The sequence below is a fragment of the Halopelagius fulvigenes genome, assembly GCF_042662625.1.
Taxonomy (GTDB): domain Archaea; phylum Halobacteriota; class Halobacteria; order Halobacteriales; family Haloferacaceae; genus Halopelagius; species Halopelagius fulvigenes.
Genome location: NZ_JBHSXH010000015.1, coordinates 256835 through 283093, shown reverse-complemented (window position 1 = coordinate 283093; position 26259 = coordinate 256835). Strand labels below are relative to the sequence as shown.

At 68.5% G+C, this 26259-nt stretch carries 28 protein-coding genes and 1 pseudogene; 14 read left to right on the top strand and 15 right to left on the bottom strand.

Annotated features, from left to right (window positions below; genetic code table 11):
* Positions 1–25: 25 nt before the first annotated feature.
* Positions 26–787 carry a geranylgeranylglyceryl/heptaprenylglyceryl phosphate synthase gene (locus ACFQEV_RS11310; protein WP_379695923.1) on the bottom strand — a complete coding sequence of 254 codons (762 nt, stop codon included), beginning with the start codon at positions 785–787 and terminating at the stop codon, positions 26–28.
* Positions 788–1085: 298 nt separating this feature from the next.
* Between ACFQEV_RS11310 and ACFQEV_RS11305 the strand changes: the two genes are divergently transcribed.
* Complete coding sequence (locus tag ACFQEV_RS11305; RefSeq protein WP_379695921.1) at positions 1086–1445, top strand: DUF5658 family protein; 360 nt, start codon at positions 1086–1088, stop codon at positions 1443–1445.
* A gap of 4 nt (positions 1446–1449) precedes the next feature.
* On the opposite strand, the gene ACFQEV_RS11300 is transcribed toward ACFQEV_RS11305, so the two are convergent.
* Positions 1450–1902 (bottom strand): MaoC family dehydratase, encoded by a 453-nt coding sequence (locus ACFQEV_RS11300; protein ID WP_379695919.1) that lies wholly within the window; start codon positions 1900–1902, stop codon positions 1450–1452.
* Positions 1903–1988: 86 nt separating this feature from the next.
* Here ACFQEV_RS11300 and ACFQEV_RS11295 point away from each other — a divergent pair, with 86 nt between their 5' ends.
* The 5 genes from ACFQEV_RS11295 to ACFQEV_RS11275 all read left to right on the top strand — a co-directional run bounded on the left by ACFQEV_RS11295 (position 1989) and on the right by ACFQEV_RS11275 (position 7021).
* On the top strand, positions 1989–2843 hold the full coding sequence (locus ACFQEV_RS11295) for an HpcH/HpaI aldolase/citrate lyase family protein (protein ID WP_379695917.1): 855 nt from the start codon (positions 1989–1991) through the stop codon (positions 2841–2843).
* 84 nt (positions 2844–2927) lie between these two features.
* Positions 2928–4184, top strand: a complete 1257-nt coding sequence (locus ACFQEV_RS11290) for a Glu/Leu/Phe/Val family dehydrogenase (RefSeq protein WP_379695915.1) — start codon at positions 2928–2930, stop codon at positions 4182–4184.
* A 235-nt stretch (positions 4185–4419) separates the two neighbouring features.
* Entirely contained in the window at positions 4420–5334 is a 915-nt protein-coding gene (gene pyrB / locus ACFQEV_RS11285; protein WP_379695913.1) for an aspartate carbamoyltransferase, read from the top strand.
* A 58-nt stretch (positions 5335–5392) separates the two neighbouring features.
* Positions 5393–5863 carry an aspartate carbamoyltransferase regulatory subunit gene (gene pyrI / locus ACFQEV_RS11280; protein ID WP_379695911.1) on the top strand — a complete coding sequence of 157 codons (471 nt, stop codon included), beginning with the start codon at positions 5393–5395 and terminating at the stop codon, positions 5861–5863.
* A gap of 312 nt (positions 5864–6175) precedes the next feature.
* On the top strand, positions 6176–7021 hold the full coding sequence (locus ACFQEV_RS11275) for a hypothetical protein (RefSeq protein ID WP_379695909.1): 846 nt from the start codon (positions 6176–6178) through the stop codon (positions 7019–7021).
* 189 nt (positions 7022–7210) lie between these two features.
* Here the strand turns inward: ACFQEV_RS11275 and ACFQEV_RS11270 are convergent, their stop codons facing one another.
* Positions 7211–7936 carry a ThuA domain-containing protein gene (locus ACFQEV_RS11270; protein WP_379695907.1) on the bottom strand — a complete coding sequence of 242 codons (726 nt, stop codon included), beginning with the start codon at positions 7934–7936 and terminating at the stop codon, positions 7211–7213.
* Between the two features lie 123 nt (positions 7937–8059).
* Between ACFQEV_RS11270 and ACFQEV_RS11265 the strand changes: the two are divergent.
* Positions 8060–8631: pseudogene (locus ACFQEV_RS11265) on the top strand (complex I subunit 1/NuoH family protein); the annotation flags it as partial.
* 68 nt (positions 8632–8699) lie between these two features.
* Here the strand turns inward: ACFQEV_RS11265 and ACFQEV_RS11260 are convergent.
* The 3 genes from ACFQEV_RS11260 to ACFQEV_RS11250 are packed head-to-tail and all read right to left on the bottom strand — an operon-like array spanning position 8700 to position 11489.
* Complete coding sequence (locus ACFQEV_RS11260; protein WP_379695905.1) at positions 8700–9500, bottom strand: enoyl-CoA hydratase/isomerase family protein; 801 nt, start codon at positions 9498–9500, stop codon at positions 8700–8702.
* Between the two features lie 31 nt (positions 9501–9531).
* Positions 9532–10536, bottom strand: coding sequence for a mandelate racemase/muconate lactonizing enzyme family protein (locus ACFQEV_RS11255; protein WP_379695903.1), 1005 nt, complete (start codon positions 10534–10536; stop codon positions 9532–9534).
* Complete coding sequence (locus ACFQEV_RS11250) at positions 10536–11489, bottom strand: 1,4-dihydroxy-2-naphthoate polyprenyltransferase (RefSeq protein WP_379695901.1); 954 nt, start codon at positions 11487–11489, stop codon at positions 10536–10538. Before ACFQEV_RS11250 ends, ACFQEV_RS11255 begins: the two co-directional genes overlap by 1 nt.
* A 160-nt stretch (positions 11490–11649) precedes the next feature.
* Here ACFQEV_RS11250 and ACFQEV_RS11245 point away from each other — a divergent pair, with 160 nt between their 5' ends.
* Positions 11650–11817 carry a hypothetical protein gene (locus ACFQEV_RS11245; protein WP_379695899.1) on the top strand — a complete coding sequence of 56 codons (168 nt, stop codon included), beginning with the start codon at positions 11650–11652 and terminating at the stop codon, positions 11815–11817.
* Positions 11818–11983: 166 nt separating this feature from the next.
* On the opposite strand, the gene ACFQEV_RS11240 is transcribed toward ACFQEV_RS11245, so the two are convergent.
* From ACFQEV_RS11240 to ACFQEV_RS11220, 5 genes are all read right to left on the bottom strand, one after another.
* Positions 11984–12901, bottom strand: a complete 918-nt coding sequence (locus ACFQEV_RS11240) for a 1,4-dihydroxy-2-naphthoyl-CoA synthase (protein WP_379695897.1) — start codon at positions 12899–12901, stop codon at positions 11984–11986.
* 63 nt (positions 12902–12964) lie between these two features.
* The gene (locus tag ACFQEV_RS11235; RefSeq protein WP_379695895.1) at positions 12965–13441 is read right to left on the bottom strand and encodes a hypothetical protein; all 477 of its coding nucleotides are present in this window, start codon (positions 13439–13441) and stop codon (positions 12965–12967) included.
* Between the two features lie 88 nt (positions 13442–13529).
* On the bottom strand, positions 13530–15326 hold the full coding sequence (gene menD, locus ACFQEV_RS11230; protein WP_379695893.1) for a 2-succinyl-5-enolpyruvyl-6-hydroxy-3-cyclohexene-1-carboxylic-acid synthase: 1797 nt from the start codon (positions 15324–15326) through the stop codon (positions 13530–13532).
* A 16-nt stretch (positions 15327–15342) separates the two neighbouring features.
* Entirely contained in the window at positions 15343–16689 is a 1347-nt protein-coding gene (locus ACFQEV_RS11225) for an isochorismate synthase (protein ID WP_379695891.1), read from the bottom strand.
* A gap of 111 nt (positions 16690–16800) precedes the next feature.
* Positions 16801–17394, bottom strand: coding sequence for a sulfite oxidase-like oxidoreductase (locus ACFQEV_RS11220; RefSeq protein WP_379695889.1), 594 nt, complete (start codon positions 17392–17394; stop codon positions 16801–16803).
* A 182-nt stretch (positions 17395–17576) separates the two neighbouring features.
* Here ACFQEV_RS11220 and ACFQEV_RS11215 point away from each other — a divergent pair, with 182 nt between their 5' ends.
* The 3 genes from ACFQEV_RS11215 to ACFQEV_RS11205 all read left to right on the top strand — a co-directional run bounded on the left by ACFQEV_RS11215 (position 17577) and on the right by ACFQEV_RS11205 (position 19991).
* On the top strand, positions 17577–17789 hold the full coding sequence (locus ACFQEV_RS11215) for a ribbon-helix-helix domain-containing protein (protein ID WP_092535212.1): 213 nt from the start codon (positions 17577–17579) through the stop codon (positions 17787–17789).
* A 58-nt stretch (positions 17790–17847) separates the two neighbouring features.
* Positions 17848–18126, top strand: a complete 279-nt coding sequence (locus tag ACFQEV_RS11210) for a UPF0058 family protein (RefSeq protein WP_379695887.1) — start codon at positions 17848–17850, stop codon at positions 18124–18126.
* A gap of 203 nt (positions 18127–18329) precedes the next feature.
* A complete protein-coding gene (locus ACFQEV_RS11205; RefSeq protein ID WP_379695884.1) occupies positions 18330–19991 on the top strand; it encodes a rhomboid family intramembrane serine protease in 1662 nt (553 codons plus the stop codon).
* 37 nt (positions 19992–20028) lie between these two features.
* Here ACFQEV_RS11205 and ACFQEV_RS11200 read toward each other — a convergent pair whose 3' ends face one another.
* The 3 genes from ACFQEV_RS11200 to ACFQEV_RS11190 all read right to left on the bottom strand — a co-directional run bounded on the left by ACFQEV_RS11200 (position 20029) and on the right by ACFQEV_RS11190 (position 22185).
* A complete protein-coding gene (locus ACFQEV_RS11200) occupies positions 20029–20655 on the bottom strand; it encodes an METTL5 family protein (RefSeq protein WP_379695882.1) in 627 nt (208 codons plus the stop codon).
* Positions 20655–21062 (bottom strand): DUF7961 family protein, encoded by a 408-nt coding sequence (locus ACFQEV_RS11195; protein WP_379695880.1) that lies wholly within the window; start codon positions 21060–21062, stop codon positions 20655–20657. The genes ACFQEV_RS11200 and ACFQEV_RS11195 overlap by 1 nt, the downstream gene beginning before the upstream one ends.
* A gap of 181 nt (positions 21063–21243) precedes the next feature.
* Positions 21244–22185, bottom strand: coding sequence for a lamin tail domain-containing protein (locus ACFQEV_RS11190; RefSeq protein WP_379695878.1), 942 nt, complete (start codon positions 22183–22185; stop codon positions 21244–21246).
* Between the two features lie 131 nt (positions 22186–22316).
* On the opposite strand from ACFQEV_RS11190, the gene ACFQEV_RS11185 reads away from it, so the two are divergent.
* Positions 22317–23270, top strand: a complete 954-nt coding sequence (locus tag ACFQEV_RS11185; RefSeq protein WP_379695876.1) for a transcription initiation factor IIB — start codon at positions 22317–22319, stop codon at positions 23268–23270.
* A gap of 144 nt (positions 23271–23414) precedes the next feature.
* Here ACFQEV_RS11185 and ACFQEV_RS11180 read toward each other — a convergent pair whose 3' ends face one another.
* Positions 23415–25205: a flippase activity-associated protein Agl23 gene (locus ACFQEV_RS11180; protein WP_379695873.1), complete on the bottom strand. Its 1791-nt coding sequence runs from the start codon at positions 25203–25205 to the stop codon at positions 23415–23417.
* 101 nt (positions 25206–25306) lie between these two features.
* Between ACFQEV_RS11180 and ACFQEV_RS11175 the strand changes: the two genes are divergently transcribed.
* Positions 25307–25696 (top strand): DUF7964 domain-containing protein, encoded by a 390-nt coding sequence (locus ACFQEV_RS11175; RefSeq protein ID WP_379695871.1) that lies wholly within the window; start codon positions 25307–25309, stop codon positions 25694–25696.
* Positions 25697–25780: 84 nt separating this feature from the next.
* Positions 25781–26242, top strand: a complete 462-nt coding sequence (locus tag ACFQEV_RS11170) for a universal stress protein (RefSeq protein ID WP_379695869.1) — start codon at positions 25781–25783, stop codon at positions 26240–26242.
* The last annotated feature ends 17 nt before the right edge of the window (positions 26243–26259 follow it).

Sequence of the window (26259 nt, the reverse complement as noted above, 5' to 3'; positions counted from 1 at the left end):
AGTTTCGGGGGCGGGGGCGAACCGCTCAACACAGGGTCCGTCGATACCGTTCCGGGTCCTCGTGGAAGCAGTCCCCGACGACGACGGCGTCGGCACCCGCGTCGAGTATCTCCTCGGTCTGTTCTCGACTCTCGATGCCGCCCCCGTACAGCAACACGGTGTCGTCGAGGTACTTCGCCGCCGCCGCGACGTCCTCCGGCCCGCCGTAGGTCCCGGAGTACTCGACGTAGAATATCGGGAACCCGTAGAACGACTCGGTCGCCAACGCCGCCCCCGCCACCTGCTCCGCGGTGAACGTCGATTCGACGCCCGAGACGGCGGCCGCCTTCGAGTCGAGGTTCTGGACGACGTACCCCTCCGCGAGGATCTTCTCCGAAATCGCTTCGATCGCGTCCCGGCCCCTCGACGCTATCAGGTCGCCGACGAGCGGAAGCCCCGACCCGAGTATCTCCTCTGGTTTGCTGCCGACTTCGGTGAAGAAATTGACGTGCTTCGCGACGAAGTTCTCGCGGTCGCCGTTGTACACCGCCGGGACGGAGAGGTAGTCCGCCGCGTCTATCGTCTCCTCCGAGACGTGACTCGAACTGTACGGCTCTTGAAACAACGGAACGTCCGGGTGGTGCGCTCGGATCCGTTCGAGCGCGTTCAGGGAGTTCTCCCGGGTTACGCCGTCGGAACCGCCGACGATGACGAGGTCGGTCCCGTCGAGGATAGACAGGTCCTCGGGCAGATTTTCGGCGGGGTCTACCTTCGTGACGTGTGACACGTCACCCCAATCTATCGACATGGGTGGTGGAGATGGAACAGCGCGTAATGATTCTACCGTTCGTTCGATGGAGTGCGAGGAGTCCGCTTCGACGGCGATGGTCCGCGACGCCCGCCCGTCCCGCCAGACGAGTTCACGGTTCGAGATTCGACAACGTCGAGATGCGTCTTCCGCGCCGACTGGTCGCCCCCGTTCGGACGCGACGTATCCGTTAGGAACCCGATACGACGAAGCTACCGGCGGGGTAACGTTCAGTTTATTTGTACAGTCTCTCCGTATGTGACGACTACTGAGGATCTCTCCCGCCGACCCATCGAACATGGCCGCGCCCAACTCGACGGCGTCCCCCTCGTCGTCCGCCTTCGCCGCCACCCTCGATGCGGTTGCCGACTACGAACGAACGCTGTGGGCACTCGTCGGCGTGACGTTCGTCCTCGACGTTCTCCTGACGGCGTACGGCCTCGAACTCGGGTACACCGAGGGCAACCCGTTCGCCCGGGCCGTCATCTCGGCGGTCGGTCCGTTGCCGGCGATGGTCGGACTGAAGGCTCTCGTCGTCGGATTCGCCGTCGTCGCCGCCCGCCTCGTCCCGAACCGAGGGCGGCCGCTCATCCCCCTCGCCGTGGCGACGCCGTGGGGCCTCGCGTCGGTTTCGAACTTCGTCCTCGTCGTCGGGTAGGCGACTACTCGTCGGGACGCTTCAGCGACAACACGGTTCGCTCGAACGAACAGACGACCGTCTCCTCCTGATTCATCACTTCGACGCGCATCGTCACGACGCCGCGTTCCCCGTCGGACGTCTCCCGCTTGTCCGTCACCGTGGACCGCGCGCGGAGGGTATCGCCGTGGAAGACGGGTTCGGGGTGCTCTACGTCGTCGTACGAGAGGTTGGCGACGATGGTGCCGTCGGTGGTGTCGGGTATCGTCAGGCTGACGCCGAGAGAGAGCGTGTACAGCCCATTGACGAGTCGCTCGCCGAACTGCGTCTCCGCGGCGAACTCGGCGTCGAGGTGCAACGGCTGTTGGTTCATCGTCACGTCGCAGAACCGCTGGTTGTCCGCCTCGGAGACGGTTCGGCGCTTCTCGTGTTCGATGGTCTCGCCCACCTCGAACTCCTCGTAGTACCGCCCGGTCATGGGGGAACCTCGCGCGCGAGGCGAAAAATCGTACCGGTCGTTCCCGCACCGCACGGTTTGAACACATCGCCTCGCGTACCTCGGATATGGCCAGACGAAGTTTGCTGTTCTCGCCCGGCGACCGCCCGGAACTGATGCGGAAGGCCCCGGCGACCGGCGCGGATATCGTCTGTTTCGACCTCGAAGACGCCGTCGCGCCCGCCCGGAAAGCGGAGGCCCGCGAGGCGGTGCGCGCCGTCCTCTCGGACCCGTCGTTCGACCCGGGAGCCGAAGTCGTCGTCCGAGTGAGCGACGACTACGAATCCGACCTCGGCGTCCTCCTCGGAGACGACGGCGCGGACGCGGACGTGCGCCTCGACGCGGTGATGGTCCCCAAGGCGGGCACCCCGGGGGACGTGCGAACCGTCGCCGAGGAACTGGAGGCGCGCGGGCGGACGCTCCCCGTCTTCGCACTCGTCGAAAGCGCCCGCGGCGCGTTGAACGCGCCCGAGATAGCCGCCGCGGACCCGACGACTGCGCTCGTCTTCGGCGCGGAGGACTTGGCGGCGGACATCGGCGCGACGCGGACGGCGGAGGGGACGGAGGTGTTGTACGCCCGCGAACGCGTCGTCCTCGCCGCGGCGGCGGCGGGCGCGGACGCGATAGACACAGTCTACACCGACTTCGAGGACGAGGCGGGCCTCCGCGAGGCGACGGAGTTCGCCGCGACGCTCGGGTACGACGGCAAGATGGCGATTCACCCCGCGCAGGTCGGCCCGATAAACGAGGCGTTCACCCCCGCGTCCGACCGAGTCGAGTGGGCGAAACGGGTGCTCGAAGCGCGCGACGCCGCCGACGAGGAGGGGCGAGGGGTGTTCCGCGTGGACGGCGAGATGATAGACGCGCCCCTCGTCGCGCAGGCGGAGCGAATCCTGGACCGCGCCGGAGACGATACCACCTAGATATATCTCTGCAGAACCGAACAAATATTGCGACGGAGTACCAAACCCGGCAGACTTAACCATCCACTGCCGGGACGGTGGAATATGCCCGAGGAGGCAAATCCGTTCGAAAGTCTGCAAGAACAGATAGACGACGCCGCCGCCCACCTGGACGTGGGGGACGACGTCATCGAGCGTCTGAAGAATCCCGAACGGGTGCTCGAACTGAACCTCTCCGTCGAGATGGACGACGGTGAGGTAGAACTGTTCGAAGCGTTCCGTTCTCAGTTCAACGGCGACCGGGGGCCGTACAAGGGCGGCATCCGTTACCACCCGAACGTATCACGCGACGAGGTGAAGGCCCTGTCGGGGTGGATGGTGTACAAGTGCGCCGTCGTAGGTATCCCCTACGGCGGCGGGAAGGGCGGCATCGTCATCGACCCGAAGCAGTACTCCGAGAGCGAACTCGAACGCATCACGCGGTCGTTCGCCGAGGAACTCCGACCGCTCATCGGCGAGGACCGGGACATCCCCGCGCCGGACGTGAACACGGGTCAGCGGGAGATGAACTGGATAAAGGACACCTACGAGACGCTGGAACACAAGACGGAACCCGGCGTCGTCACCGGGAAAGCGCTGTCGTCCGGCGGGTCCGAGGGCCGCGTCGAGGCGACGGGTCGGTCCACGATGCTCGCCGCCCGCGAGGCGTTCGACTACCGCGACAAGGAGATAGAGGGCGCGACCGTCGCGGTGCAGGGGTACGGTAACGCCGGGTCCATCGCGGCGTACCTCCTGGAGGACCTCGGCGCGAACGTCGTCGCTGTCTCCGACTCCAGCGGAGGCATCTACAGCGAGGACGGGTTCGACGCCCGCGAGGTCAGAGAGTTCAAGCAGGAGACGGGGTCCGTCGTCGGGTACGACGGGGCCGAGGAGGAACTGACGAACGAGGAACTCCTGACGCTCGACGTGGACCTCCTCGTTCCGGCGGCCCTGGAGAACGCCATCGACGGCGACCTCGCGGAGGAGGTGCAGGCCGACGTCATCTCCGAGGCGGCGAACGGTCCGCTGACGCCGGAGGCCGACGAGGTGCTGACGGACCGCGACGTGACCGTCGTCCCGGACATCCTTGCGAACGCCGGCGGCGTCACCGTCTCGTACTTCGAGTGGGTGCAGAACCGCCAGCGGTTCTACTGGACCGAGGAACGCGTCAACGAGGAGCTCGAAGAGGTCATCACCGACGCGTTCGACAACCTCGTCGAGGCGTACGAGACGCACGACCTGCCGAACTTCCGAACCGCGGCGTACGTCGTCGCCGTCCAACGCGTCGCCGACGCCTACGCCGAGAGCGGCAACTGGCCCTGAACGCTCCCCGACGTAACCGGGGACGGGCCGCGGATCGATTTTTCTTTTTCGTCGGAGCGAGAGAGGACGTACCGGAGACCCTTCGTGCTACGCTCGGAGCGTCGTCGTCGCGGCGAAGCGACGTGTGGGATTCCGGCGGACTCGCTCTCCGGCGCGAGCGATGCACGGACGTGTGCATCTCGCCCGCGTTCGGAACCCGAGTGATTCAAGTCGGTCCATCGCCCCCTACTCAACGATGCGTCAGGACCACCTCATCTCCGCGGCACAACTGTCGCGGGAGGACATCGAGGCGGTGCTCGACCGGGCGGCCGAAATCGACGCCGACCCGGCGGCGTGGCAGCAACGTCGCGCCGGACAGGTTCTCGGTCTCTGCTTTTTCGAACCCAGCACCCGCACGCGGATGAGCTTCGACACCGCCATGAAGCGGTTGGGCGGTCGCACCGTGGACATGGGCCCCGTCGAGTCCTCCTCGGTCAAGAAAGGCGAGACGCTCGCGGACACCGTCCGCGTCGTCGAGGGGTACGCCGACGCCCTCGTCCTCAGACACCCCTACGAGGGCGCGGCGTCGATGGCGTCGGAGTTCGTGGACGTCCCCCTCGTCAACGCCGGCGACGGCGCGGGGCAACACCCCACGCAGACGCTGTTGGACCTGTACACCATCCGCGAGAACGTCGGGCTCGACGACATCACGGTCGGCATCATGGGCGACCTGAAGTACGGTCGGACGGTCCACTCGCTGGCGGAGGCGTTGACGAACTTCGACGTGCGCCAGCACTTCGTCAGTCCCGAGAGCCTCCAACTGCCGCGGAGCGTCCGCTACGACCTCCACGAGTCGGGCGCGCAGGTCCGCGAACACACCGAACTCGACGAGGTGCTCCCGGAACTCGACGTCCTGTACGTCACGCGCATCCAGCGCGAACGGTTCCCCGACGAGAACGAGTACCGGAAGGTCGCGGGCGAGTACCAGATAGGGGTAGACGACCTCTCGCGGGCAAAGGACTCCCTGACGGTGATGCACCCGCTTCCGCGCGTGGACGAAATCGCGCCGGAGATAGACGACACGGCGTACGCGAAGTACTTCGAACAGGCGCACAACGGCGTCCCGGTTCGGATGGCGCTTCTGGACATGCTGTTGGAGGGTCGGCGATGAGTTCCGACGCACGCGATGCGCGCGTCGACCGCACGGCCGTCGCGGGAGGTGACGACCGATGAGTAACTCGAACAAGGAACTCCGCGTCTCGAAGATACGCGACGGCACCGTCATCGACCACGTCTCCGCGGGGCAGGCGTTGAACGTCCTCGCCATCCTCGGCATCGACGGGTCGGGCGGCGAGGGCGTCTCCATCGGGATGAACGTCCCCTCCGACCGCCTCGGCAACAAGGACATCGTGAAGGTCGAGGGGCGCGAACTCAGCCAGTCGGAGGTGGACGTCCTCTCGGTCATCGCCCCCGAGGCGACCATCAACATCGTCCGCGACTACGAGGTGGTCGAGAAGAAGCGAGTCGAACGCCCAGACGTCGTCGCGGGCATCCTCTCGTGTCCCAACCGCAACTGCATCACGACGGCGGACGAACCGGTCGATACGCGGTTCGAGGTGCTCTCGGACGGCCTGCGCTGCGCCTACTGCGGAACCATCGTCCGCGAGGACGAAGTCGGCTCGCACCTCCAGGTGTCCTGACCGGCGGGCCGTCCCTCGCGGTTCGCCGGGCCGTCGGCCGCAGACGGTGAAGGGTCGTTCTCAGAGAACATCTCTCGTCGAAATCACTTTGTACGGGGTGGTCGAACGAGAGAGTATGTCCGGAAAGTCGAAACTGGTCCTCGTACTGTCGCTCGTGGCGGCCCTCTACCTGACGCTGTCGGGAGGGTCCGAACCGATAGAAGTCGACATCGAAGAGTAACGACGCGCGAACGCAGAGGCGGACGACCGCCGCGGCTCCGTTTTTCGGTCCACAGCGAACGACTCTTCAGCGTCGGCGCGAAACGTCGTGGCATGTACGGCGTCGTCACGCGCAACGCGGAGGAAGTCGAGGGGGACATCTTCGACCGCGAGTTCTACGAGGTGAAGGACGTGACCGGACGGGCGGCGTCCCCGCTACCGAACGCGGTGAACATGGTGTCGTGTTTCGGCGACACCGCCGCCGCGAACTCGGACCCCGAACTCGTCCCCGTGGACGCGGAGGGGAACCTCGCCACCCGCGACCAGACGTACTTCGATTGGGCGTACATCTGCCCGACGAACGAGGAGTACCGCGCCGGCCTCTTGGAGATCGTCGAGGACTGCGCCGCCGAGAACGGCGACGTGCGCCTCGACGACGTTGGCTTCCCGCGCGAGGAGTACTGTCGCTGCGACCGGTGCGACCGACTGTTCGAGGAGAGCGACCACGACGACCGGATGGCGTGGCGCGCCGAGGTGATAACGGAGTTCGTCGCCGAGGCGGCCGACCGAATCCCCGGTCGGACGTACCTCACCCTCTACCCCGATCCGTACCCGGGGCATCTCTACCGGCGGGCCGGGTTGGACGTGGAGGCACTCGCGGAGTACGTCGACGAGTTCGTCGTCCCCCTCTACGACGTGGACTACGGGACGACCTACTGGCTGGAGACCATCGCCAAGGGGTTCGAGACGCTCCTCTCGCCCCTCGACGTGTCGTTCTCGATAGAGCTGTACGCCGTGGACGTGGACGTGGACGCCCTCATCCACGCGACGGAGGTGGCCTCCGAGTACGGGAAGGACGTGTTCTTCGGCTACGACGCCTCGAACGCCACCGCCGCGCTTCGCCGGATGAACGCCGACGCGCAGTCGGGCGTGACGCACCGCCCCGACGACGCCGAGTGAGGAGAGGCGTTACAGATACCCCGAGAGGAACAGGATGGCGACGACGCCGACGACGAACACGACGAACGCGAAGACGAACAACCCGTAGAGGAGTCGGCGCTGACCCGTCGTAGGTTCTGCCATACCCCTTCGTTGGGACGCCGCGCGTTTATTTCGCGCGGTGGGTGGTCCGTCTCGGACGGCCGGCGCTCAGTCGCTCAGGTCTTCGAGGGGGTCGACGTTCTCGTAGGTGGGCGTCGGTCCGTCGCCGGGCGCGGCCCACTCCGCGGCGTTGGCCAGGATATCGCGCACGTCGTCGCGGTAGTAGATGGGGTACGTCTCGTGGCCCGGCCGGAAGTAGAAGACGCGGCCCGACCCGCGGGCGTAACAGCACCCCGACCGGAACACCTCGCCGCCCTCGAACCAACTCGTGAAGACGAGTTGCTCCGGCGCGGGCACGTCGAAGTGTTCGCCGTACATCTCGGCTTCGGGAATCTCGACGTACTCGCCGAGTCCGTCGGCGATGGGGTGGGAGGGTTCGGTCACCCAGAGACGCTCTTTCTCGCCCGACTCGCGCCACTTCAGTGAACACCGCGTCCCCATCAGGCGCTTGAACGGCTTGGAGTAGTGCCCCGAGTGGAGGACGAGGAGTCCCATCCCGTCTAAGACGCGTTCGACCACGCGGTTCACCACGTCGTCGTCGACGTCGTCGTGGGCGCGGTGGCCCCACCACGTCAGCACGTCCGTCTCGTCGAGAACCTCCTCGGTCAGGCCGTGTTCGGGGTCGTCTAACGTCGCCGTCCGCACCTCGTATCCGCGTTCCTCGTACCCCTCGGCGATGGCCTCGTGGATGCCGTCGGGGTACACCTCGGCGACTTCCTCGTCCTCGCGTTCGTGTCGGTACTCGTTCCAGACGGTGACGCGCACGTCTGACATACTCCCGGCGTCACACGGCGCGAGTAAGTAGCCACCGTTCGCACCCCGCCCGACGAGTCCGACGCGCACCGTTCGAGAGCGACAGGCGCGTATCGTTCACAGCACCGCCCGGACGAGGCGCGCCTCCGCGCCGTCGCGGCGAACATCGCCTACGAGATACCCTCGTCGTGACCGCCGCCTCGGTGGTGCTGTTCGCCGGAACCCTCCGGACGAGCGGAATCGTCGCCGCCCAGCAGACGCCGCTTCTCACGCTCGGCGGGGTTCACGTCCCGTCGTGGTACGCGTTCGTCAACCCCTTCGCGTTCGCGCTGTTCTTAGTGGCGAACCTCGCGGAGGTGGGCCGCAACCCGTTCGACGCGCCGGAGGCGCCGACCGAACTCGTCGCGGGTTACCAGACGGAGTACGGGAGCGTCTACTGGGTGCTCATCTACATGGGCGAGTTCGTCCACCTCTTCTTGGGCGGCGCGCTAATCGCCACCGTGTTCCTCGGCGGTCCCGCCGGGCCGGTGCTCCCCGGCTTCGTCTGGTTCCTCGTCAAGATCTGGGCGGTGTTCCTGTTCACCCAGTGGGCGCGTTCCGCGCTTCCCAGACTCCGCATCGACCAACTCATCGTAGTCGGGTGGAAGGGACTACTCGTCCTCTCGTTCGCCGATCTGCTCGTCACCGCCGTCGTCGTCGGTCTGTTGGCCACGTAGGCGGGCGGGAACGCGGCGGAAGCGACGCGGCGGAAGCGACGCGACGCACCTCGAACGCGGAGATTCGGCTACCGACCCTCGAACTCCGGGTCGCGCCGTTCGAGGAACGCCTCGACGCCCTCGGCGTGGTCGGCCGTCCCGAACAACGCCCCCTGCGCGGCCGCCTCGTGTTCTATCGCCGTCTCCAAGGACACCTCGAACCCCCGCCGGAGCAGGCGCTTCGACGTACGCAACGCCGCCGTCGGCCCCGCCGCGATTTCGGCGACGAACGACTCGCTCTCCGCCTCGAAGGAGTCAACGTCGAAGACGCGGTTCGCCAGTCCGAGTTCCGACGCTCGTTCGGCGTCCAGAACCTCGCCGGTGTAGACCAACTCCTTGGCGACGCCCGCGCCCACCTCCCGTGGGAGGAGGTACGAGACGCCCGAATCGACGGCGAGTCCGAGTTTCTCGAAGCCGAACCCGATGCGGCCGTCGGTCGAAAACAGGCGCACGTCGCAGGCGAGAGCCAAGGCCGCGCCCGCGCCGACGGCCGGCCCGTCTATCTTCGCCACCGTCGGGAGGGAGCAGTCGAACACGCGCTTGACGACGCCCGCGGTGTCCTCGATGACGTGGCGAACCGCCGCCTCGGTCGTCATCTCGCCGCCCTGCAGTCGCATCATGGCGTTCACGTCGCCGCCGGCGCAGAAGGCGTCGCCCGCGCCCTCGAAGACGACGCACCGCGCGTCGTCGTCCAGTCCGTCGAGGGCGTCGCGAACGCCCGCGGTCAGGTCCGTCGTCAGCGCGTTCCGCACGTCGGGTCGGTTCAGCGTCACGGTGACGACGCCGTCGGACGAGGAAACGATGACCGGGTTGTCAGTTTCGTCGCTCATACGGACGGCGACGCGTGCGGGGGAGAAAAGGTCACGGTCGATACAACGGTTCCAGCGCGTCGCCGAGTCCCCCTCCCTCGGGTACTCCCATTCGCCCCTCGGAGACGGGCGCGGGGTCGGGGGCGAGGTCGGACGCGAGCATCGACCCCGTGGCGAGGCCGCAGGCGGGCGCGTCCGGAATCGCGGCGGCGACGTGCAATGCACCGAGGCGCGCGACGACGGCGTCTATCGTCGTCGTGACGACGCACTCGACGCCCGCCTCCCGCGCGCGCCGAACCGCCGCCAGCGTCCCGTCGGGACCGCCCAGCGCCATCGGTTTGCAGACGAGAACGTCCGCCGCGTCGGCGTCGAGGACGGCCGAGACTGTCGTCGTCGAGAGCGATTCGTCGAGTGCGACGCCGACGCCCCGTCCGCGGAGTGCGGCGTGTTCGGTCGCTTCCGTTGCGGGAAGCGGTTGCTCGACGTACGAGTAGTCGAGTTCGGCGGCGACGTCGAGCATCCGTTCGGCCGTCTCCGCGTCCCACGCGCCGTTGGCGTCGGCGCGGAGTTCGACCGAGTCGCCCGCGGCGTCGCGGGCGGCGCGCAGGCGTCGTTCGTCCGCGTCGGCGTCCCGCGCGCCGACTTTCACCTTCGCGCAGTCGTAGCCCTCCTCGACGGCCGACCGAACCGCGTCGGCCGTTTCCTCCGGGGACCCGTCGCCGACGGTGGCGTTGACGGGGACGGAGTCGGCGGCGGGCGCGGAGAAGGCGTCGGCGGCGAGTGCGTCGCAGAGGCGTTCGCCCGACTCGCGCGCCGCGGCGTCCGCGCGGGCAAGGGAGACGCCGTGTCGCGCGGCGGGTGTCGAACCGTCCGGGTTCCCGCCGTCGAGGGCCGCGCGGCACTCGTCTAACGACTCCGTCCACCCCGGAAGCGGCGTCGCCTCGCCGAGTCCGGTCCCGTCGTCCGTTCGGACGAGGTACCCCGTCCGCGACTCGATGGTGCCGGCCGCGGTGTCGAGGGGGCGGGCGAGTTCGACGGAGAAGCGTTCGGTGCGCATCAGAACCACGACGGGATTCGGATCGCCAACCCGGCGGCGAACAGGACGGCGTACGTCGCCAGCAGTTTCCCCGTCCGTTCGAGGGCAGGGTTGAGGGCGTCGCCCGTCGTCTCCGTGCAGACGGTTCGGGCCACCGAGACGGCGTACGGAAGCGAGAGGAGGGGGAGCAAGACGGGGACGCCGTAGTCGGGGCGGCCGACGAACCAGAGGGGGACGAGGTAGGCGACTCCGAGCATGGCGAGGAACTCCGCGCGGGAGAACCCGTAGCCGAACCGGACGGCGAGCGTGCGCTTTCCGGTCGTCGCGTCCTCCTCCTTGTCGCGGACGTTGTTGACGACGAGGATGTCCGTCGAGATGGCCGCGACGGGGAGGGAGGCGACGACGGCCGCGAGTGGGAGCGTGTTCGGCGGGACGCCGACGGGGAACGGCGCGGCGAGAACCGACGCCGCCTGCACGTAGTACGTGCCGGTGACGGCGACGACGCCGAAGAAGACGAAGACGAACAGGTCGCCGAGTCCGTGGTAGCCGAGGGGGTACGGCCCGCCGGTGTAGGCGATGCCGGAGGCGACGGAGAGAAGGCCGATGACGAGGATTGGGACGCCGCCGACGGAGACGAGGTACGTCCCCACCGCGATGGCGGCGGCGAACGTGAGATACATCGCCCGCTTCACCTCGACGGGGTCGATGAGGCCGCCCGCGGTGACGCGGGTGAACCCCTCCCTGTTCTCGGTGTCCGCGCCCTGCATCGCGTCGTAGTAGTCGTTCGCGAAGTTGGTCCCGATCTGGATGAGGGCCGCGCCGAGGAACGCCGCAAGCGCCGGAAGCGCGGCGAACACGCCGTCGTGAAGCGCCAACCCCGCGCCGACGATTACGGGGGCCGCCGCCGCGGGCAACGTCTGCGGACGGGCGGCCATGACCCACGCCTTCGTCCGCGAGATGCTCTGCGTACTCATTACGTCCACCTCGGGACGGGGTGAGCCTCAAAGTTGGCATCTCGCTCCGCGGGCGGCGACCGCCCCGACGCGCCGTCTCTCGACCGTTTCGACCGCATCGTTCGTGAGAGAGAGCGCGAAGAATAATACTCAAATATAACTCGTCAAGTAGTAGGATAGTATGACGGAGAGTCCGCGGACGGGGGGTGAACCGCAAACGTTCGGTCAGTGCGTCGAGTGCGGGGAAGTGTACCCGGTGCAGGAGTCCGACGACGGGTTACGTCCGGTGGGAACGGGCGGGTCCTGTTCCTGCGGATGCGAGGAGTTCGAGGCGATAGCGGAGGGGTAGACGCGGCGGCCGTAGTGCGGCGAGAGCAGAGTGGGGGAACTCTGCGGTCGCGGTGCGCAGGGCGTCGCCGTTTCCGTACCGCGCGGCCTTTTTTCCCTCCAGGTTTTTGTCGGGGGTTCGAGGCCGCCGCATCGCGGCGGCCGAGGACCCCCGATAAAAAGGTGGGTTAGTAGTACCAGGGGTACCGCCGGAAGTTCGGTTCGCGCTTCTCCAAGAACGCGTCGCGGCCCTCTTGGGCCTCCTCGGTCATGTACGCCAGTCTGGTCGCCTCGCCCGCGAACACCTGTTGGCCGACCATGCCGTCGTCGGCCATGTTGAATGCGTACTTGAGCATCCGCATCGCCGTCGGCGACTTCTTCGTCATCTCGTCGGCCCACTCTAAGGCCACGTCCTCTAAGTCGGCGTGCGGAACCACCTCGTTCACCATGCCCATCTCTTCCGCCTCCTCGGCGGAGTAGGTCTTCCCGCGGAAGAACACCTCGCGCGCCTTCTTCTGGCCGATCTGCTTCGCGAGGTAGGCCGACCCGAACCCGCCGTCGAAGGAGGCCACGTCGGGATCCGTCTGGAGGAACTTCGCGCGTTCTTCGGAGGCGAGCGTCAGGTCGCAGACGACGTGAAGCGAGTGGCCGCCGCCGACGGCCCACCCGGGGACGACGGCGACGACGGGTTTCGGCATGAACCGAATCAGTCGCTGGACTTCGAGGACGTGCAGGCGTCCGGCCTTCGCCTCGCGGACGAGTTCGTCGTCCGATTCGTCCACGTCGTCGCCCTCGCGGTACTCGTAGCCGGATCCGCCGCGGACGGACTGGTCGCCGCCCGCGCAGAACGCCCACCCGCCGTCCTTCGGGGAGGGGCCGTTACCCGTCAGGAGGACACAGCCCACGTCGGCCTGCTTTCGGGCGTGGTCGAGTGCGGCGTACAGTTCGTCCACCGTCCCCGGGCGGAACGCGTTGCGGACCTCCGGGCGGTCGAACGCGATGCGCACCGCGGGCACGTCCTCGGCGCGGTGGTAGGTGATGTCGTCGAACTCGTCGGCCCCCGCCACCTGACGCCACCGCTCGGAGTCGAAGATATCCGAAACCATGTCCGAGAGGGGGGACGGCGCGCGCAAAAAGATTCGCTTCCGGCGCGCGGTCGGTCGAGACGCTCAGATTCGCCGGAGCGATTTGAGGACCGACGCGACGGACGAGAGCGAGAGGACGCCGAGGGCCGCGACGCCGCCGCCGACGAATCCGGCGACGACGAGTACCGACGGGGCGAGGGGACTGTTCGCCGCCGCCGCGCCGGCGAAGATGGCGGCGAGGAGGGTGAAGTTGTACCAGACGAAGCGGAGGACGACGAACGCGGCGTCCATCGGCGGCCACTCCGGGCCGACGGCGATGCGGCCGTTCCTGTAGGCGGCGATGCCGTACGAGAGGACGACGGTGGCACCCATCGCCGCGGAGGAGGCGACGATGTCGCCCGCGAAGACGGAGAACAGAAGCGCCGGCAGGCCCAAGACGACGCCCTCCGCCGTCCCGTCGAAGAGGTCTTCGAGCCACCGGCCGAGGGGGTCGTTCTCGGACTCCTCGCGCGGTCTGAGTCGGCGTTCCTCGGTCGCTCGGTCCGTACCTCGCTGGGGCATGGCCCGTAGTTGGACCAGTACCGTCAAAAACGTACTGCGACGGCGCGGTTCGCAGTCCGACGCCCGGCGCGTCCGAGGCGGCGCGCGGTCAGCCGTCTTCGGTCAGTCGCTCGACGACGCGTTCGTGGAGTCGTTCGCGGGCGCGGTGGCTCTCCTCGGCGTCGGTGACGACTTCGACGACGTGAGAGCCGCCAGCGGCCGTCGCCTCGGCGTACGCCTCGCGGAACCCCTCCCGGTCGTCGCCCGCGACTCGGGCGTACGAGAGGTCGTAGAGGTCCGCCGTCGGTTCGAAATCGAGGCCGTGCGGCGTCTTGAACTGCGAGGTGAAGGGCGGGTCGTACTCCTCGATGGGGAGCATGTGGAAGATGCCGCCGCCGTCGTTATTTATCAGGACCACCGTCGCGTCCACGTCGCACCGGCCGAGAGCGAGGAGACCGTTCATGTCGTGGTAGTAGGCGATGTCGCCCGTCACGAGCGTCAGATCGTCCGTCGTCGCGCTTCCCGCGCCGAGTGCGGTGGAGACGATGCCGTCGATCCCCGACGCGCCGCGGTTGCCGAGGACGGTCCGCGCCTTCGTCGTCGGGCGGGCGAAGCGGTCGGCGTCGCGGACGGGCATCGAGTTCGAGACGAAGACCGTCGAGGGTTGGGGCGCGAGTTCGGCCACGTCCGCGAGGACGCGCCCCTCGGCGGGCACCGCCGCCTCGGCGTCGTCGGCGTCGTCGGCGTCCGCGCCCGCACTCGCGTCGAACGCCTCCCAGTGGGCCGCCTCCGCCGCCTCGAACCGCCGCCGCCACTCGGCGCTTCCGGGGCCCGCCAGCAGGCGAGCGAGGCGCGCGAGGAGGCGCGAGGGGTCGGCGACGACAAGGTCCGTCGCCGCGAACTCCGCTTCGCGCCACTCGCCCGCGGGGTCGACGACGAGTTGCTCGGCGTCCGTCCGCGCGAGGTACGTCCGGAGCGTCTTCGAGGTGGGCGACGCGCCGAAGCGAATCACCACGTCCGGGTCGGGCCACTCGGCAGTGACGCGCGGGTCGAGGAAGGAGTCGTAGCCGCCGAGGGTGGGCGTGACGCGGACGTGTCCGCCGAAGCGGACGCCCGATAGCGGGTCCGCGAGGACGGGGAAGCCCGACGCGTGGGCGAACGCGGCGACCGCCTCGGCGTCCACGCCGGGGGCGTCCGCCGGGCCGGCGACGACGAGTCCGCGCGGCACCGAGATGCGGTCGGCCAGCGAACGCAGTTCGTCGTCTCCGAGTTCGGGGACGCCCGGCGTCGTCTTCACGAACGCGCCGTCGCGGCCCGACGCCGCGAGTTCCGGTAAGTCGTCGGGCACGTCGCCCTCGACGGGCGTCGGTTCCAGCGGTTTGCGGAACGGGACGTTGAGGTGGACCGGTCCCGACGGCGTCCCCGTCGCCTCCGAGAGGGCGCGCGCCGCCGTCGTTCGGAGCGAGCGGAGCTTTCTGGGTTCGGCCTCGGGTTCGGGGAGGTCCTTGTACCAGCGCACGGCGTCGCCGTACAACTTCTCTTGGTCGACGGTCTGGTTCGCGCCGGAGTCGCGGAGTTCCGGCGGGCGGTCCGCCGTCAGAAGGAGGAGGGGAACACGCGATTGGTACGCCTCGATGACCGCGGGGTGGAAGTTCGCCGCGGCGGTGCCGGAGGTGCAGACCAGCGGCGTCACGTCGCCCGTCCGCCGGGCGCGTCCGAGCGCGAAGTACGCCGAGGAGCGTTCGTCGAGGTGCGAGAAGACGCGGACGTCGTCGTGTCTCTCGAACGCCTCGGTCAGCGGCGTCGAACGGCTACCGGGGGTGATGCAGACGGCGGAGACGCCGCCCTCGGCCAGTTCGTCTACGAACGCGCGCGCCCAGAGGGTGTTGCGGTTAGGTGCGGTCATGGGTAGGAGAGAGTCGTCAGGAGCGTTCCAGTTCGTCGAGTATCGGGCGGTACTTCAGCTGCACTTCGTCCCACTCGCGGTCCGGGTCCGAGTCGGAGACGACGCCGACGCCCGCGAACAGGGTCGCCGAGTCCCCGCGCGAAACGGCCGAGCGGAGGGCGACGGCGAACGACCCGTAGCCGGCGGCGTCCACCCACCCCACGGGGGCGGCGTACCACCCGCGGTCGAACGGTTCGGTGTCGCGGATGGTCGAGAGCGCTCGGTCCGGCGGCAGGCCGCCGACGGCGGGCGTGGGGTGGAGCGCCTCAACCAGCGAGAGGACGTGCTCGTCCGTCGCCAGTTCCGCCGTTATCGGCGTCCAGAGGTGTTGCACGGTGGCGAGGCGCTTCACCCGGCGCGCGCCGGCGTTCACCGAGGAGGCGAAGGGGGCCAGTTGGTCGCGGATTGTCTCGGCGACGAGTTCGTGTTCGTGGACGTTCTTCTCGTCGGTCAGCAGTTCGTTCGCCAACCACTCGTCCTCGGCGGGCGTCTCGCCGCGGCCCGTCGTCCCCGCGAGGGCGTCCGTCTCGACGGTTCGCCCCCGGAGGCCGACGAGTCGTTCGGGCGTCGCGCCGAAGAAGGACGCCCGTGGCCCGCCGTCGCCGGCGGGTTCGACGAGGAAGCGGTAGCAGTCGGGGTACGCCTCGCCGAGTCGCCAGAGGACGTCCGGCACCGACAGGTCGGCCTCCAAATCGACGTCGAGGGCCTGCGCGAGGACGACTTTCTCCAAGTCGCCCGCGCGGATGCGTTCGACGGCGGCGTTCACGCTCGAACGCCAGTCCCCCTTCGCCGTCGTCCGCCGCCGTCCGACGACGCCCGGCGGGTCGGCCGGCGGGCCGGGGTCCGGCAGCGACCGTAATCGCTCTCGGTGGCGGTCGAGTTCCCTCTCGACCGTCCGCGGGTCGGCGTCCGGGCCGACGGCGTTGACCGTCAGCCACGTCCCGTTCTCCGCGTACGTCACCTGCACGCGCGGGAGGACGAAGCGCGCGCCGGGGAACTGCTTCCAGGGGGGGCCGGCGACGCTGTCGCCGTGGAACGCGAACCCGCCAAACAGTCGGGGGCGGGCCGCCTCGGTGCCGGCGTGGACGTCGCCCGACGAGAAGAGGGCTTCCGCGGCCTCGCGGACGCGTTCGAACCGGTTCGGTCCGTCGGCGGTCACCGTCGCCGCGGCACCGCCTCCGACCACCGTCGCTTCGTCGGGCGCGGACCAGACGGTCCGCGGCGCGTCGGCGGCGCGGAGGACGGCCCGAAACCGCGGCTTCGATATCCTGACGGACCTGCTGACGGGGCGTGCGCCCGCCTCGTCGCTCCCCAGCGATTCCATCGACGGGAGATGAGGACCCCACGCTCTTTTACCTGACTATCCCCGGTAGGAGAGATATTTGCCCGTTCGACCGGCCGAGCGCCGCGTTCGCGCCGTCCCGACGCGCCGCGTCTAACTGTACCGCTCCTCGTTCCACGGGTTCGCCGTGTTCGAGTACCCGCGCTTCTCCCAGTACCCGCGTTCGGGTTCGGTGAGGAACTCGACGCCCGAAACCCACTTCGCGCCCTTGTAGGCGTACTTGTGGGGCGTCACGACGCGGAGGGGGCCGCCGTGGTCCGCGGGGAGGGGGTCGCCGTCGTACTCGTAGACGAACATGACCTCCTGCCGTCGACACTCCTCCAAGGAGAGGTTCGTCGTGTAGCCGTCGAGGGCGTGGAACATGACGTGGACCGCGTCGTCCTCGACGCCCGCCCGTTCCGCCAGCGTCGGGAACGTGACGCCGGTGAACTCGCAGTCGAACTTGCTCCACCCGGTGACGCAGTGGAAGTCCTGAATCTGCGTCTCCGAGGGGAGCGAGGTGAACTCCTCGTAGGAGAGCGACAGCTCGTCTTCGACCGCCCCCCACGCCTCGAACTGCCAGGAGTCTCGGTCCCACGAGGGGGTTCCGCTCTTCGAGAGGACGGGGAACCGCGACGTCTCTCGCTGCCCCGGCGGGAGTCGTTCGTCGCCGAACTCCTCGTACAAGCCCGTGACGTCTTTCGCCATGTGAGAGGGTTCGCGGCGACGCACCTAACGCTGACGACTGCTCCCGCGGCCGAATACGGGAATCGCGAACTCCGTTTCGGCCGTCGAAAAAGAATCTCTACGAAACGCCGTTGTTCGTTCTGCTAACGGCAACGCCGGGCGTAGGAATTAAATAACCCGGCTCCAAACCCCCGGACGTTCAGATGCCCAAAGTCAATATAAACGTGCCAGAGCACCTCGAGATGCAGATCGCACAGCTCGTCGAACAGGGCGAGTTCGTCAGCCGCGAGGAAGCCATCTCCGAACTCCTCTCGACGGGTATCCGCGCGTTCAAGACGAGCGGACCCATCGACGACGACGACCGCGGATTCGAGGACGACGGGATGATGGGTCACGAAGACGAGTACGTCTTCTAACCCCCCGTGGGACGAATAGCCAAAAACCCTTAAAGCGGCATCTCGCCTAACTCCGGACATGCACAAGGACGAACTGCTCGAACTCCACGAACAGATGCTCATCATCAAGAACAACTTCGCGGCGCGCGAGGACGTCAACGAGGAGATATTCGAACCCTACGAGCAACTCGGGGTCAACCCCTCGCACGTCCACAAGTCCAAGAGCGAACACAAACACGCCGTCTTCGTCCTCGGCAACGCCCTCGCGACGGCGATGAGCGAGGACGAGTTCTCCAACGCGGGCCGCGTCGGCAAGCGAATGCAGGAGCTGGCAGACGATGCAGAGTCGAAGCTCTGAGTCGGGTCGCCCGACCCATCCCGACTCCGGACGGCGGGACGACGCCCCGGCGTCCGAGCGGTAATCCGATATTCTTGGCCGCCGCCGGCACCGATACGAGTATCAGGGACGACCGAATAGTGTGTGGTATCGGACCGCACACCGCCGACGCCCGCCCGCGGGCGCGGCGAGAAGTTGATAACGGGTCCGTGTGACACATACGCATGATTGACATTCCGGGATGGGTGCCGCTACAACAGGGGGCGATGGTCGTCGCGTTCCTCCTCGCCGGAATCGCTGTCTACGCAGTCGACCGACCGGAGGGTCGGTGGGGGGCCGCGCTTCGCCGGCGATTCCTGCTCGGGGTTCCGTGGGGAACCGTCGTGACCGTCGCGTTCGTCGTCGCCGTGTACCTGTTCCTCCAAGACGGACTCCGTCACTGGTACGCGCCGGTGACGCTTCCGTTCCGAGCGTGGTCGTACTTCTACCCGTTGGGCATCGTCACCGCGCCGTTCTCGCACAACGGGGCCGGGCACCTGCTGGGGAACCTCGCGGCGACGCTGACGCTCGCACCGTTGGCCGAGTACGCGTGGGGGCACTACCCGCGCGAACGGGGGACGACGTCGATGTCGTCGTGGCGGGCGAACCCGTACGTGCGCGCGTTCGTCGTCTTCCCCGCCGCCGTCCTCGTCGTCGGCCTCGCGACGTCCGCCTTCGCCCTCGGGCCCATCATCGGCTTCTCCGGCGTCGTCTTCGCGTTCGCGGGGTTCGCCCTCGTCAACTACCCGCTGAAGACGGTGGTAGCGTTGGCCGGCGGGCGAGCGTTCCGCCTCGTCTACAACGCGATGCTGGAACCGACGGTCACCGCCAGCGGCCACCCCACCTACGTCACGCCGTGGTGGGCCGACATCGCCATTCAGGGCCACGCGCTTGGCCTGTTCATCGGCGTCATCTTGGGTCTGTACGTCGTCCGCGCGCGCCCGTCGGTTGACCGGCCGTCGGCGCTGAAACTGTGGACCGGGTCGGTGCTGTTCGCCGTCTCGCAGTCGATGTGGGCCATCTACTGGTACCGCGGCGGCGAGACGTACGTCCTCTACCGCGCCGTCGGGGTCGCCCTCGTCGCCCTGTTGGCGTTGCTCGTCGTCTTCGCCGCCGTCGCCTCCGACCGCCCCGCGCTGACGGGCGTCTTCGGCGGGCAGTTCTCCTTCCGGCGGTGGCAGGCGGGCACGGCCTGTCTCCTCCTCGTCGCCGCCGCCGTCTCCGGCCCCGCGGTGCCGTACAACCTCTACACCACGTCCGGCGGCGAACTGCCCGGCGAACCCGTTCGGGTCGAAGACTACGAGGTGACGTACGCCGAGGGCGTCCAGAACGGGATGGTCTCGGCGTTCCAAGTGGACGCGTTCGGCGAGACGACGAACGTGAAGACGTCGGGCGTGATAGTCAAGAGCGAGTCCCGCGGCATCTGGACGACGGCGGCGAGCAAAGGCCGGTTGGCGTTCGCCGGGAAGGTACTCATCACGCTCGGCGGCGTCGGGTGGCGCGAGACGGTGTACGCCGAACGCGACGGGTGGGTCGCCATCGGCGGCGGGACCGCCTACCGAATCCACCTGCGGGAGGACGGCGAGTCGCGCGTCGTCTATACCTCGAACGCGACGACGGCCGAAGCGGTCGTCGGCGGGCGGAACATCTCCGTCGTCCCCACCACCGACGGCTACTACGTCGAGGTGGAGCGCAGAGACGAGACGGTGAGCGCCCCCCTCCCGGACCGGGGCGAGTCAGTCACCGTGAACCAGATTACGTTCACCCGCGAGAAGAACAAGATATACGCGGAGTTCGGCGGGACGCGCGTGCGGGTGCTGAAGAAAGAGCGGTACCGCGGAGGCTGAGGCGCACTCCGGGCCCCGAACGCCGCGGCCCGCCGCGCTACCTCGCCCACTCGATTCTGTACAGTTCCGTCTCGATGTCCTTCGAGTCGGCGTCGTGGAAGCCGAACTGCCTGTCGAGCGTGAACGTCGCGCGGAAGGCGTGGGTCACCTCGCCGCCCTCGTCCTCGGTGAACGCCTCGACGAACTCCCGCGACCCGGCGTTGTGGATGGAGTAGGAGACGTCCGCCACCTCGGCGGCGGTGGAGAGAAACGCCCGGTCGGCGTGTTCGTGCCCGCGTTGCGCCCCGAACGGCGGGTTCATCAGTACCGTCGTCTGCCCTTCGGGCCGGAGGGGCGGCCGCGTCGCGTCCGCGAGTATCCAGTCGATGTCCGTCGCCGTCCCGACGCGGACGCGGTTCTCGGCCGCCGTCTCCAACGCGCCGCGGTCGACATCGACGCCGACGACGCGCTCGGGTCCGCGGAGGGCCGCGCCCAGTGCGAGCATCCCCGTCCCGGTGCCGAGGTCCACGACTGTTCGGTCCTCGACGTCGCCGTTGAGGTCGGCGACATGGACGACGTGGGCCGCGAGGTCCGGCGGCGTCGGGTACTGTTCGAGGTCCGCCCGCGGCGCGTCGAAGCCCGCGACGACCGCGAGTTGCGTCTCCAGGGCGGATTTCGTCGGCATCAGCAGGAGACGCAGCCGGAGATATCGACCGCGACGCCCTCTCTGCGACCGCGTTCCTCGACGGCGCGGAGGGCGTCCCGCGCGACGTCCTCGTCGGCCACGTCGGTGACCGTCACTTCGACGCGCGCCGCGCCGAGAAACGCCGCCGCGCGGACGAACCCGCGGACGTCGTCGGCGACGGACTGGGTCGCGAGTCGACAGTCGTCGTCGAAACACGTCTCGACGGTCAACACGGCGGGCTGACACCCCTCGTCGGCGAGTCCGGCCTTCAGGTCGCGCAGGTACGACGGCGACGTCGAAGCGAGCGCACTCGCCTCGATTCGGACCGGCGTCACGTCCGCGACGGCGTCTGTATCGATGGTTTCGGCTCCCTCCGCGCTCCCGTTCGGGGCGTTCGTCGTACTCATGTTGCTCCTCGATAGTCACCGGTTATACAAAAGCCTTTGTGAAATGCGCAATGGTAATATTACGGGCGCGTTATCGGCAGGCGAAACCGAGACGGCGAGTCCGGTAAAACGACCACCGGTACTCAAGGTGTATGGATGTGGATTGGTAACGGGAAGCACGCTCCGCTTCCCCCTCCCCCTTTCAGTACCGACGTTCGACGACGAGCGTCCCGTTCGCGTCGCGGACGACTACCGCGTCGCCGTCGTTGTTCCACACCGGCCGGCCCTTCCCCCAGTGATGGGTGCCGTCACCGTCGGTTCCCGACCCGGTTCGGAGCGTCAGTTCCCCGCCCGGCGGGAGCGTCGTCCCCGCTGGAACGGCGTACGTCGCGCCCGCCCCGTCGGCCACCGTCCACCCGGAGAGGTCCACCGCCGCCTCGCCCTCGTTCCGGAGGACGACGTACTCGCCGTTCAGATTCTCCCCGTCGCGGCCCTCGGCGTCGGCGTGCACCCGGACGACAGCGACAGTCGCGCTCGACGCGGACCGTTCGCCCCGCGCCGCGGGCGTCGCGCACGACCACAGTCCGCGCCCCTCCTCGCGGGCGCGACGTTCCGCCGCGAAGTAACGTTCACGTTCGGTAAATGTTCCGTCGTACAGACGGGCGTGCCCGCGACGGAGCAGATCGCGGTTGACCGACCCACCGCCGACGCGGACGTACGCTAAGAGACGGCCGTGAGAGTCCCGCCGGTCCGCCCTCTCGTCGAAGACGAGGCGAACCTCCTCCCCGGCGAGTCGCTCTCTCGCGTACGACGCCGCCGCTTCGCCGGCGTCGGCGAGGCACGCCCTCCCCGCCGCCGTGTCGGGGACGCCCTCGAACTCCCCGGGCGAGTTCGACCCGCGCACCTCCGGCGAGTCCACCCCGAGGAGGCGGACGGTGTCCGCCGACCCGTTGGAGAACCTGACGTTCGCCGTGTCTCCGTCCGCGACGCGCGTCACCGTCGCGCGGACGCCGGTGTCGGGCCCGCGTTCCGTCGCGGTGCCCGGTTCCGTCTCGTCTCCGGGCGTCGGCGCGACGCCGAATCCGCCGAGGCAGGCGGCGAGAGAGATCGCGAGGAGGACGCAGAGCGGATATCGCCGTCGCATACGCACGCCGTTCGGCGCACCGCCGTATAACGCAATCGCCCGCCGCGAGTCGCGTTCGACGCCCGGTAATGGTTGGAGTACCGTCATCTCGGTACAAAGGTTTAAATTTGCGCTCCACCACAAACCTTATAATGGAACGTCCGAGCCGCCAGCGCCAGCGAGAGCAGGAAACGGAGACAGAGGCCGACGAACTCATCGCGTGCCCGGAGTGTGAGTCCACCAACATCGTCACCGACGCCGACCAGGGGGAACTGGTCTGTGACGACTGCGGACTCGTCTTAGACGAACGGCAGATAGACCGCGGCCCGGAGTGGCGCGCGTTCAACCACTCGGAGCGTCAGTCGAAGTCGCGCGTCGGCGCGCCGATAACGGAGACGATGCACGACCGGGGGCTGACGACGACCATCGACTGGAAGGACAAGGACGCCTACGGTCGGTCGCTCTCCTCCGAGAAGCGGTCGCAGATGCACCGCCTCCGCAAGTGGCAGGAGCGCATCCGGACGAAGGACGCGGGCGAGCGCAACCTGCAGTTCGCGCTCTCGGAGATCGACCGCATGGCGTCTGCGCTCGGCGTTCCGCGGTCGGTGCGGGAAGTCGCCTCCGTCATCTATCGGCGCGCGCTGAACGAGGACCTGATCCGCGGCCGTTCCATCGAGGGCGTCGCCACCTCCGCGCTCTACGCCGCCTGCCGGCAGGAGGGCATCCCCCGGTCGCTCGACGAAGTCGCCGAAGTCTCGCGCGTGCCGCAGAAGGAGATCGGCCGGACGTACCGATACATCTCCCAGGAACTCGGCCTCGAACTGAAGCCCGTCGACCCCAAGCAGTTCGTCCCGCGCTTCGCCTCCGCCCTCGGCCTCTCCGAGGAAGTGCAGGCGAAGGCGACCGAGATAATCGACGTCTCCGCGGAGCAGGGCCTGCTGTCGGGCAAGTCGCCCACCGGGTTCGCCGCCGCCGCCATCTACGCCGCGTCGCTGCTCTGTAACGAGAAGAAGACCCAACGCGAAGTCGCCGACGTGGCACAGGTGACGGAAGTGACCATCCGCAACCGCTACCAAGAGCAGATAGAAGCGATGGGCTTCCGCTGAATCGGCGCGGCGCGCGCCGGCCCCGGACGCTCGAACTGTTCTCTCTATTGCTCTGACTCTCTTCCGCTTTCTTTTCGCTATCGCCCTTGCTTCCGCGCTCCCGTCGTCCGTCGCTCCGCCCCTCCCTCGCCGAGTCGTCCCGCCTCACTCCGACCGCGCGACGAACACGACGACGTCCCGGCCCCACAGACCGAGTCGGTACGACCGCGCCTCGTAGTCGTCGCCGAGTCGGTCGCTCACCCGTTCGCGGAGACTCGGACTCGTCACGACCACCGGCGGAATCTCGCCGCGTTCCGCGCGTTCGTCGAACGTCGTCGCGTTCTTCGTGCTCACCTCGTCCAACCCGGCGCGCTCGAAGTACCACGGAAGCGGGAGTCTGTTGCCCCACGAGTCCGCCACCGGCGGGAACTCGTTTCCGGGGTCCCACCCCGTCGCGTACTCGGACCCGACGTACAGAACCTCGGGCGTCGAACGGTTCCCGTCGGCGAACTTCGAGACGTTCGCCACCAGCGGTTCGACGTCGTCGCTCGGTTGCCCGTACTGCGCGAGGTGGTTCGTTCGGTCCGAGGGGCCGTACACGCCCGCGGCGGTCACCGCGCCGGCCTGCGCGACGACGGCGACGACGACGAGAACGACCGCGGCCACCGTCGCCGCGTCCGCCGAGGCGAGTCCGCCGCCGAACGACGCGCCGTCGGCGTCAGTCGCCCTCGCCGCCGCGGCGGCGCGGGTCAACAGGGCGGCGATACCGACCGCGCCGGGGAGCGAGAGGGGCAGGAGGACGTGGACGGCGACCCAGGGCGCGGACACCTCGGTGACGACGGGGAAGACGAACGCCGCCGCCGCGCCCCAGTAGGCGAACCCCGCGACGAGGGGTCGTCGGTCCGCGCGGGCGTACCGCGTCCAGAGGAACGCGGCGACGGCCGCGACGAGTACCGGAAGCGCCGTCCGAGCGAGCGTATCGAACGTGTCGAAGACGTACGGGAACAGTTCGTGGATGGCGTCGGGGTAGCGGTTCGCCACCCGAACACCGAAGAACTTCCAGAGGGCCCCCCCGGTCGCCTCCCAGAGGACGAGGTGCCACGTCGTCGGTTTCCAGAGGCCGGCGTCCACCGTCGGCCCGGCGCGGGGGGCGAAGCAGTAGACGGTCACCCCGAGGAAGACGAGGAACGCGCGGGCGGCGGCGTTCCACCGCCCCGCGACGCGGGCGCGGAGTTCCGCGACGGTCGCTCTGGCGGACGCTCCCCGGTCTACGACGGCGCTCGGTTGGTCGAGGACGAGGACGCCCGCGGCGACCCAACAGAGGACGTACCCCGCGGCGAACCCCGAGGAGGCGACTGCGAGGGGAAGCGCCGCCGCGGCGGCGTACGCGTCGCGCCGACTCCCGCGGTCGTACGCGCGCACCGCGAACCCGACGAACGCCAGCGCGAAGAACGCCAGCGGAACGTCGCCGCGGAGGAACCGCGAGTAGTAGACCAAGAGTGGGTTGAACGCCAAGACGGCGGCGAAGACGAACGCCTCGACGTCGTCGAGTCGGTCCCGAAAGAGCAGGGCGCAGAGCGGGAGGAGCCCCCCGAGGACGGCCGCGGGGAGTCGCGCCGTCGCGTCCGACGCGCCGAGGAGGGCGAAGACGTGGCGGTCCACGAGGTACAGGAGTGGCCCGCCCGCGACGGGGCGGTACTCGAACGCGCCGCTTTCGAGGTATCTGAGCGTCCAGTAGCCGACGCGGGCCTCGTCCCAGTGGAACGGGCGCGCGCCGAGACCGACGAGGCGAGCGAGGACGGCGAGGACGGCGAGAGCGGCGACGACGGAGAGGAGGAAGTCCCGACCGCTCTCCGACCGCCGTTCGGACTCCGCCGGCGTCCCTCCGTCTCCGGTGGTGACATCAGACTGCGTCTGATGGCCCGACGAGAGTCCCTCGTCGGTGTTGCCAGACATGCGCGAGTCTCGGCCGTGACCGGGTAGAAACTTTTTGGTGCGCGGACGCCGCCGCGGCGCGGTTCGCAAAGCACAAACCCCGGCGCGGCCGACGCGACGGTATGACACTCGTGGAGTCGCTTCCGCCGCGGCCGCTATCGCCGAAGGAACTCACCGGGCTCAACACCGCCGACGCGTTCGAGTTGGCCGTCTCCGTCGAGAGCGACGTCGACGAGCAACGCTCGTCGGCCCGCCGGACGCAGTCCGGCGACGGGGATGCGCGGAGTCTCCTCCTCGCGACCAACGAGTGGGTGAAGGGACTCGCGTTCGACGAGGAGGGCGGGACGTGGACCGTCGTCGAAACCGTCTCGCTGGACGGCCGGGAACGACTCGAAGGACTGCAGGCCTGCGAGGAGGCGGTGTGGGCGTTCCGCGGCGAGACCGACGACGATTCCGACACCGCTGCCGACCCCGACGGCGACGACTCCGACGGCGACGCCGAGTCGGCGTGACGGCCGAGCCGAATCGAGAAACCGCGGGGAGTCGCCGTCGAATCCGGGCATAGTTTCTAACCGTTTCTCCCCGTACGTCCACGTATGTACGAGCGAATACTCGTTCCGACCGACGGAAGCGAGGCGGCGGACGGGGCGATTCGGAACGCCATCGACATCGCATCGCAGTACGACGCCACCATCCACGCGTTGTACGTGGTAGACGCGAGCGTCTACACCTCCATCGAGACGGGGGCCGACCTCGTCGTCGAGTCCTTGGAGGAAGAGGGACAGAAGGCGATAGCGGAGGTGACGGACCGGGCGCGCGCCGCGGGCGTCGAGTCGGAGTCGGCCGTCGTCTCCGGGTCCACCCACCAGAGCATCCTCGACTACGCCGACGACCACGGCATCGATCTCATCGTGATGGGGACGCACGGCCGGACCGGAATCGACCGCTACCTGCTTGGGAGCGTCACCGAGAAAGTCGTCAGACGTTCCGACGTACCGGTCCTGACGGTCCGCATGGACGGCCAGCCCGCCGAAACGGAGGACGAGACGGCCGTCTGAGGCGGGGTATCAGACCT

Excerpts from the sequence above, each read along its gene's own strand:
- ACFQEV_RS11310 (WP_379695923.1), bottom strand. The coding sequence starts at position 787 with ATGTCGATAGATTGGGGTGACGTGTCACACGTCACGAAGGTAGACCCC.
- ACFQEV_RS11305 (WP_379695921.1), top strand. The coding sequence starts at position 1,086 with ATGGCCGCGCCCAACTCGACGGCGTCCCCCTCGTCGTCCGCCTTCGCC.
- ACFQEV_RS11300 (WP_379695919.1), bottom strand. The coding sequence starts at position 1,902 with ATGACCGGGCGGTACTACGAGGAGTTCGAGGTGGGCGAGACCATCGAA.
- ACFQEV_RS11295 (WP_379695917.1), top strand. The coding sequence starts at position 1,989 with ATGGCCAGACGAAGTTTGCTGTTCTCGCCCGGCGACCGCCCGGAACTG.
- ACFQEV_RS11290 (WP_379695915.1), top strand. The coding sequence starts at position 2,928 with ATGCCCGAGGAGGCAAATCCGTTCGAAAGTCTGCAAGAACAGATAGAC.
- pyrB (WP_379695913.1), top strand. The coding sequence starts at position 4,420 with ATGCGTCAGGACCACCTCATCTCCGCGGCACAACTGTCGCGGGAGGAC.
- pyrI (WP_379695911.1), top strand. The coding sequence starts at position 5,393 with ATGAGTAACTCGAACAAGGAACTCCGCGTCTCGAAGATACGCGACGGC.
- ACFQEV_RS11275 (WP_379695909.1), top strand. The coding sequence starts at position 6,176 with ATGTACGGCGTCGTCACGCGCAACGCGGAGGAAGTCGAGGGGGACATC.
- ACFQEV_RS11270 (WP_379695907.1), bottom strand. The coding sequence starts at position 7,936 with ATGTCAGACGTGCGCGTCACCGTCTGGAACGAGTACCGACACGAACGC.
- ACFQEV_RS11260 (WP_379695905.1), bottom strand. The coding sequence starts at position 9,500 with ATGAGCGACGAAACTGACAACCCGGTCATCGTTTCCTCGTCCGACGGC.
- ACFQEV_RS11255 (WP_379695903.1), bottom strand. The coding sequence starts at position 10,536 with ATGCGCACCGAACGCTTCTCCGTCGAACTCGCCCGCCCCCTCGACACC.
- ACFQEV_RS11250 (WP_379695901.1), bottom strand. The coding sequence starts at position 11,489 with ATGAGTACGCAGAGCATCTCGCGGACGAAGGCGTGGGTCATGGCCGCC.
- ACFQEV_RS11245 (WP_379695899.1), top strand. The coding sequence starts at position 11,650 with ATGACGGAGAGTCCGCGGACGGGGGGTGAACCGCAAACGTTCGGTCAG.
- ACFQEV_RS11240 (WP_379695897.1), bottom strand. The coding sequence starts at position 12,901 with ATGGTTTCGGATATCTTCGACTCCGAGCGGTGGCGTCAGGTGGCGGGG.
- ACFQEV_RS11235 (WP_379695895.1), bottom strand. The coding sequence starts at position 13,441 with ATGCCCCAGCGAGGTACGGACCGAGCGACCGAGGAACGCCGACTCAGA.
- menD (WP_379695893.1), bottom strand. The coding sequence starts at position 15,326 with ATGACCGCACCTAACCGCAACACCCTCTGGGCGCGCGCGTTCGTAGAC.
- ACFQEV_RS11225 (WP_379695891.1), bottom strand. The coding sequence starts at position 16,689 with ATGGAATCGCTGGGGAGCGACGAGGCGGGCGCACGCCCCGTCAGCAGG.
- ACFQEV_RS11220 (WP_379695889.1), bottom strand. The coding sequence starts at position 17,394 with ATGGCGAAAGACGTCACGGGCTTGTACGAGGAGTTCGGCGACGAACGA.
- ACFQEV_RS11215 (WP_092535212.1), top strand. The coding sequence starts at position 17,577 with ATGCCCAAAGTCAATATAAACGTGCCAGAGCACCTCGAGATGCAGATC.
- ACFQEV_RS11210 (WP_379695887.1), top strand. The coding sequence starts at position 17,848 with ATGCACAAGGACGAACTGCTCGAACTCCACGAACAGATGCTCATCATC.
- ACFQEV_RS11205 (WP_379695884.1), top strand. The coding sequence starts at position 18,330 with ATGATTGACATTCCGGGATGGGTGCCGCTACAACAGGGGGCGATGGTC.
- ACFQEV_RS11200 (WP_379695882.1), bottom strand. The coding sequence starts at position 20,655 with ATGCCGACGAAATCCGCCCTGGAGACGCAACTCGCGGTCGTCGCGGGC.
- ACFQEV_RS11195 (WP_379695880.1), bottom strand. The coding sequence starts at position 21,062 with ATGAGTACGACGAACGCCCCGAACGGGAGCGCGGAGGGAGCCGAAACC.
- ACFQEV_RS11190 (WP_379695878.1), bottom strand. The coding sequence starts at position 22,185 with ATGCGACGGCGATATCCGCTCTGCGTCCTCCTCGCGATCTCTCTCGCC.
- ACFQEV_RS11185 (WP_379695876.1), top strand. The coding sequence starts at position 22,317 with ATGGAACGTCCGAGCCGCCAGCGCCAGCGAGAGCAGGAAACGGAGACA.
- ACFQEV_RS11180 (WP_379695873.1), bottom strand. The coding sequence starts at position 25,205 with ATGTCTGGCAACACCGACGAGGGACTCTCGTCGGGCCATCAGACGCAG.
- ACFQEV_RS11175 (WP_379695871.1), top strand. The coding sequence starts at position 25,307 with ATGACACTCGTGGAGTCGCTTCCGCCGCGGCCGCTATCGCCGAAGGAA.
- ACFQEV_RS11170 (WP_379695869.1), top strand. The coding sequence starts at position 25,781 with ATGTACGAGCGAATACTCGTTCCGACCGACGGAAGCGAGGCGGCGGAC.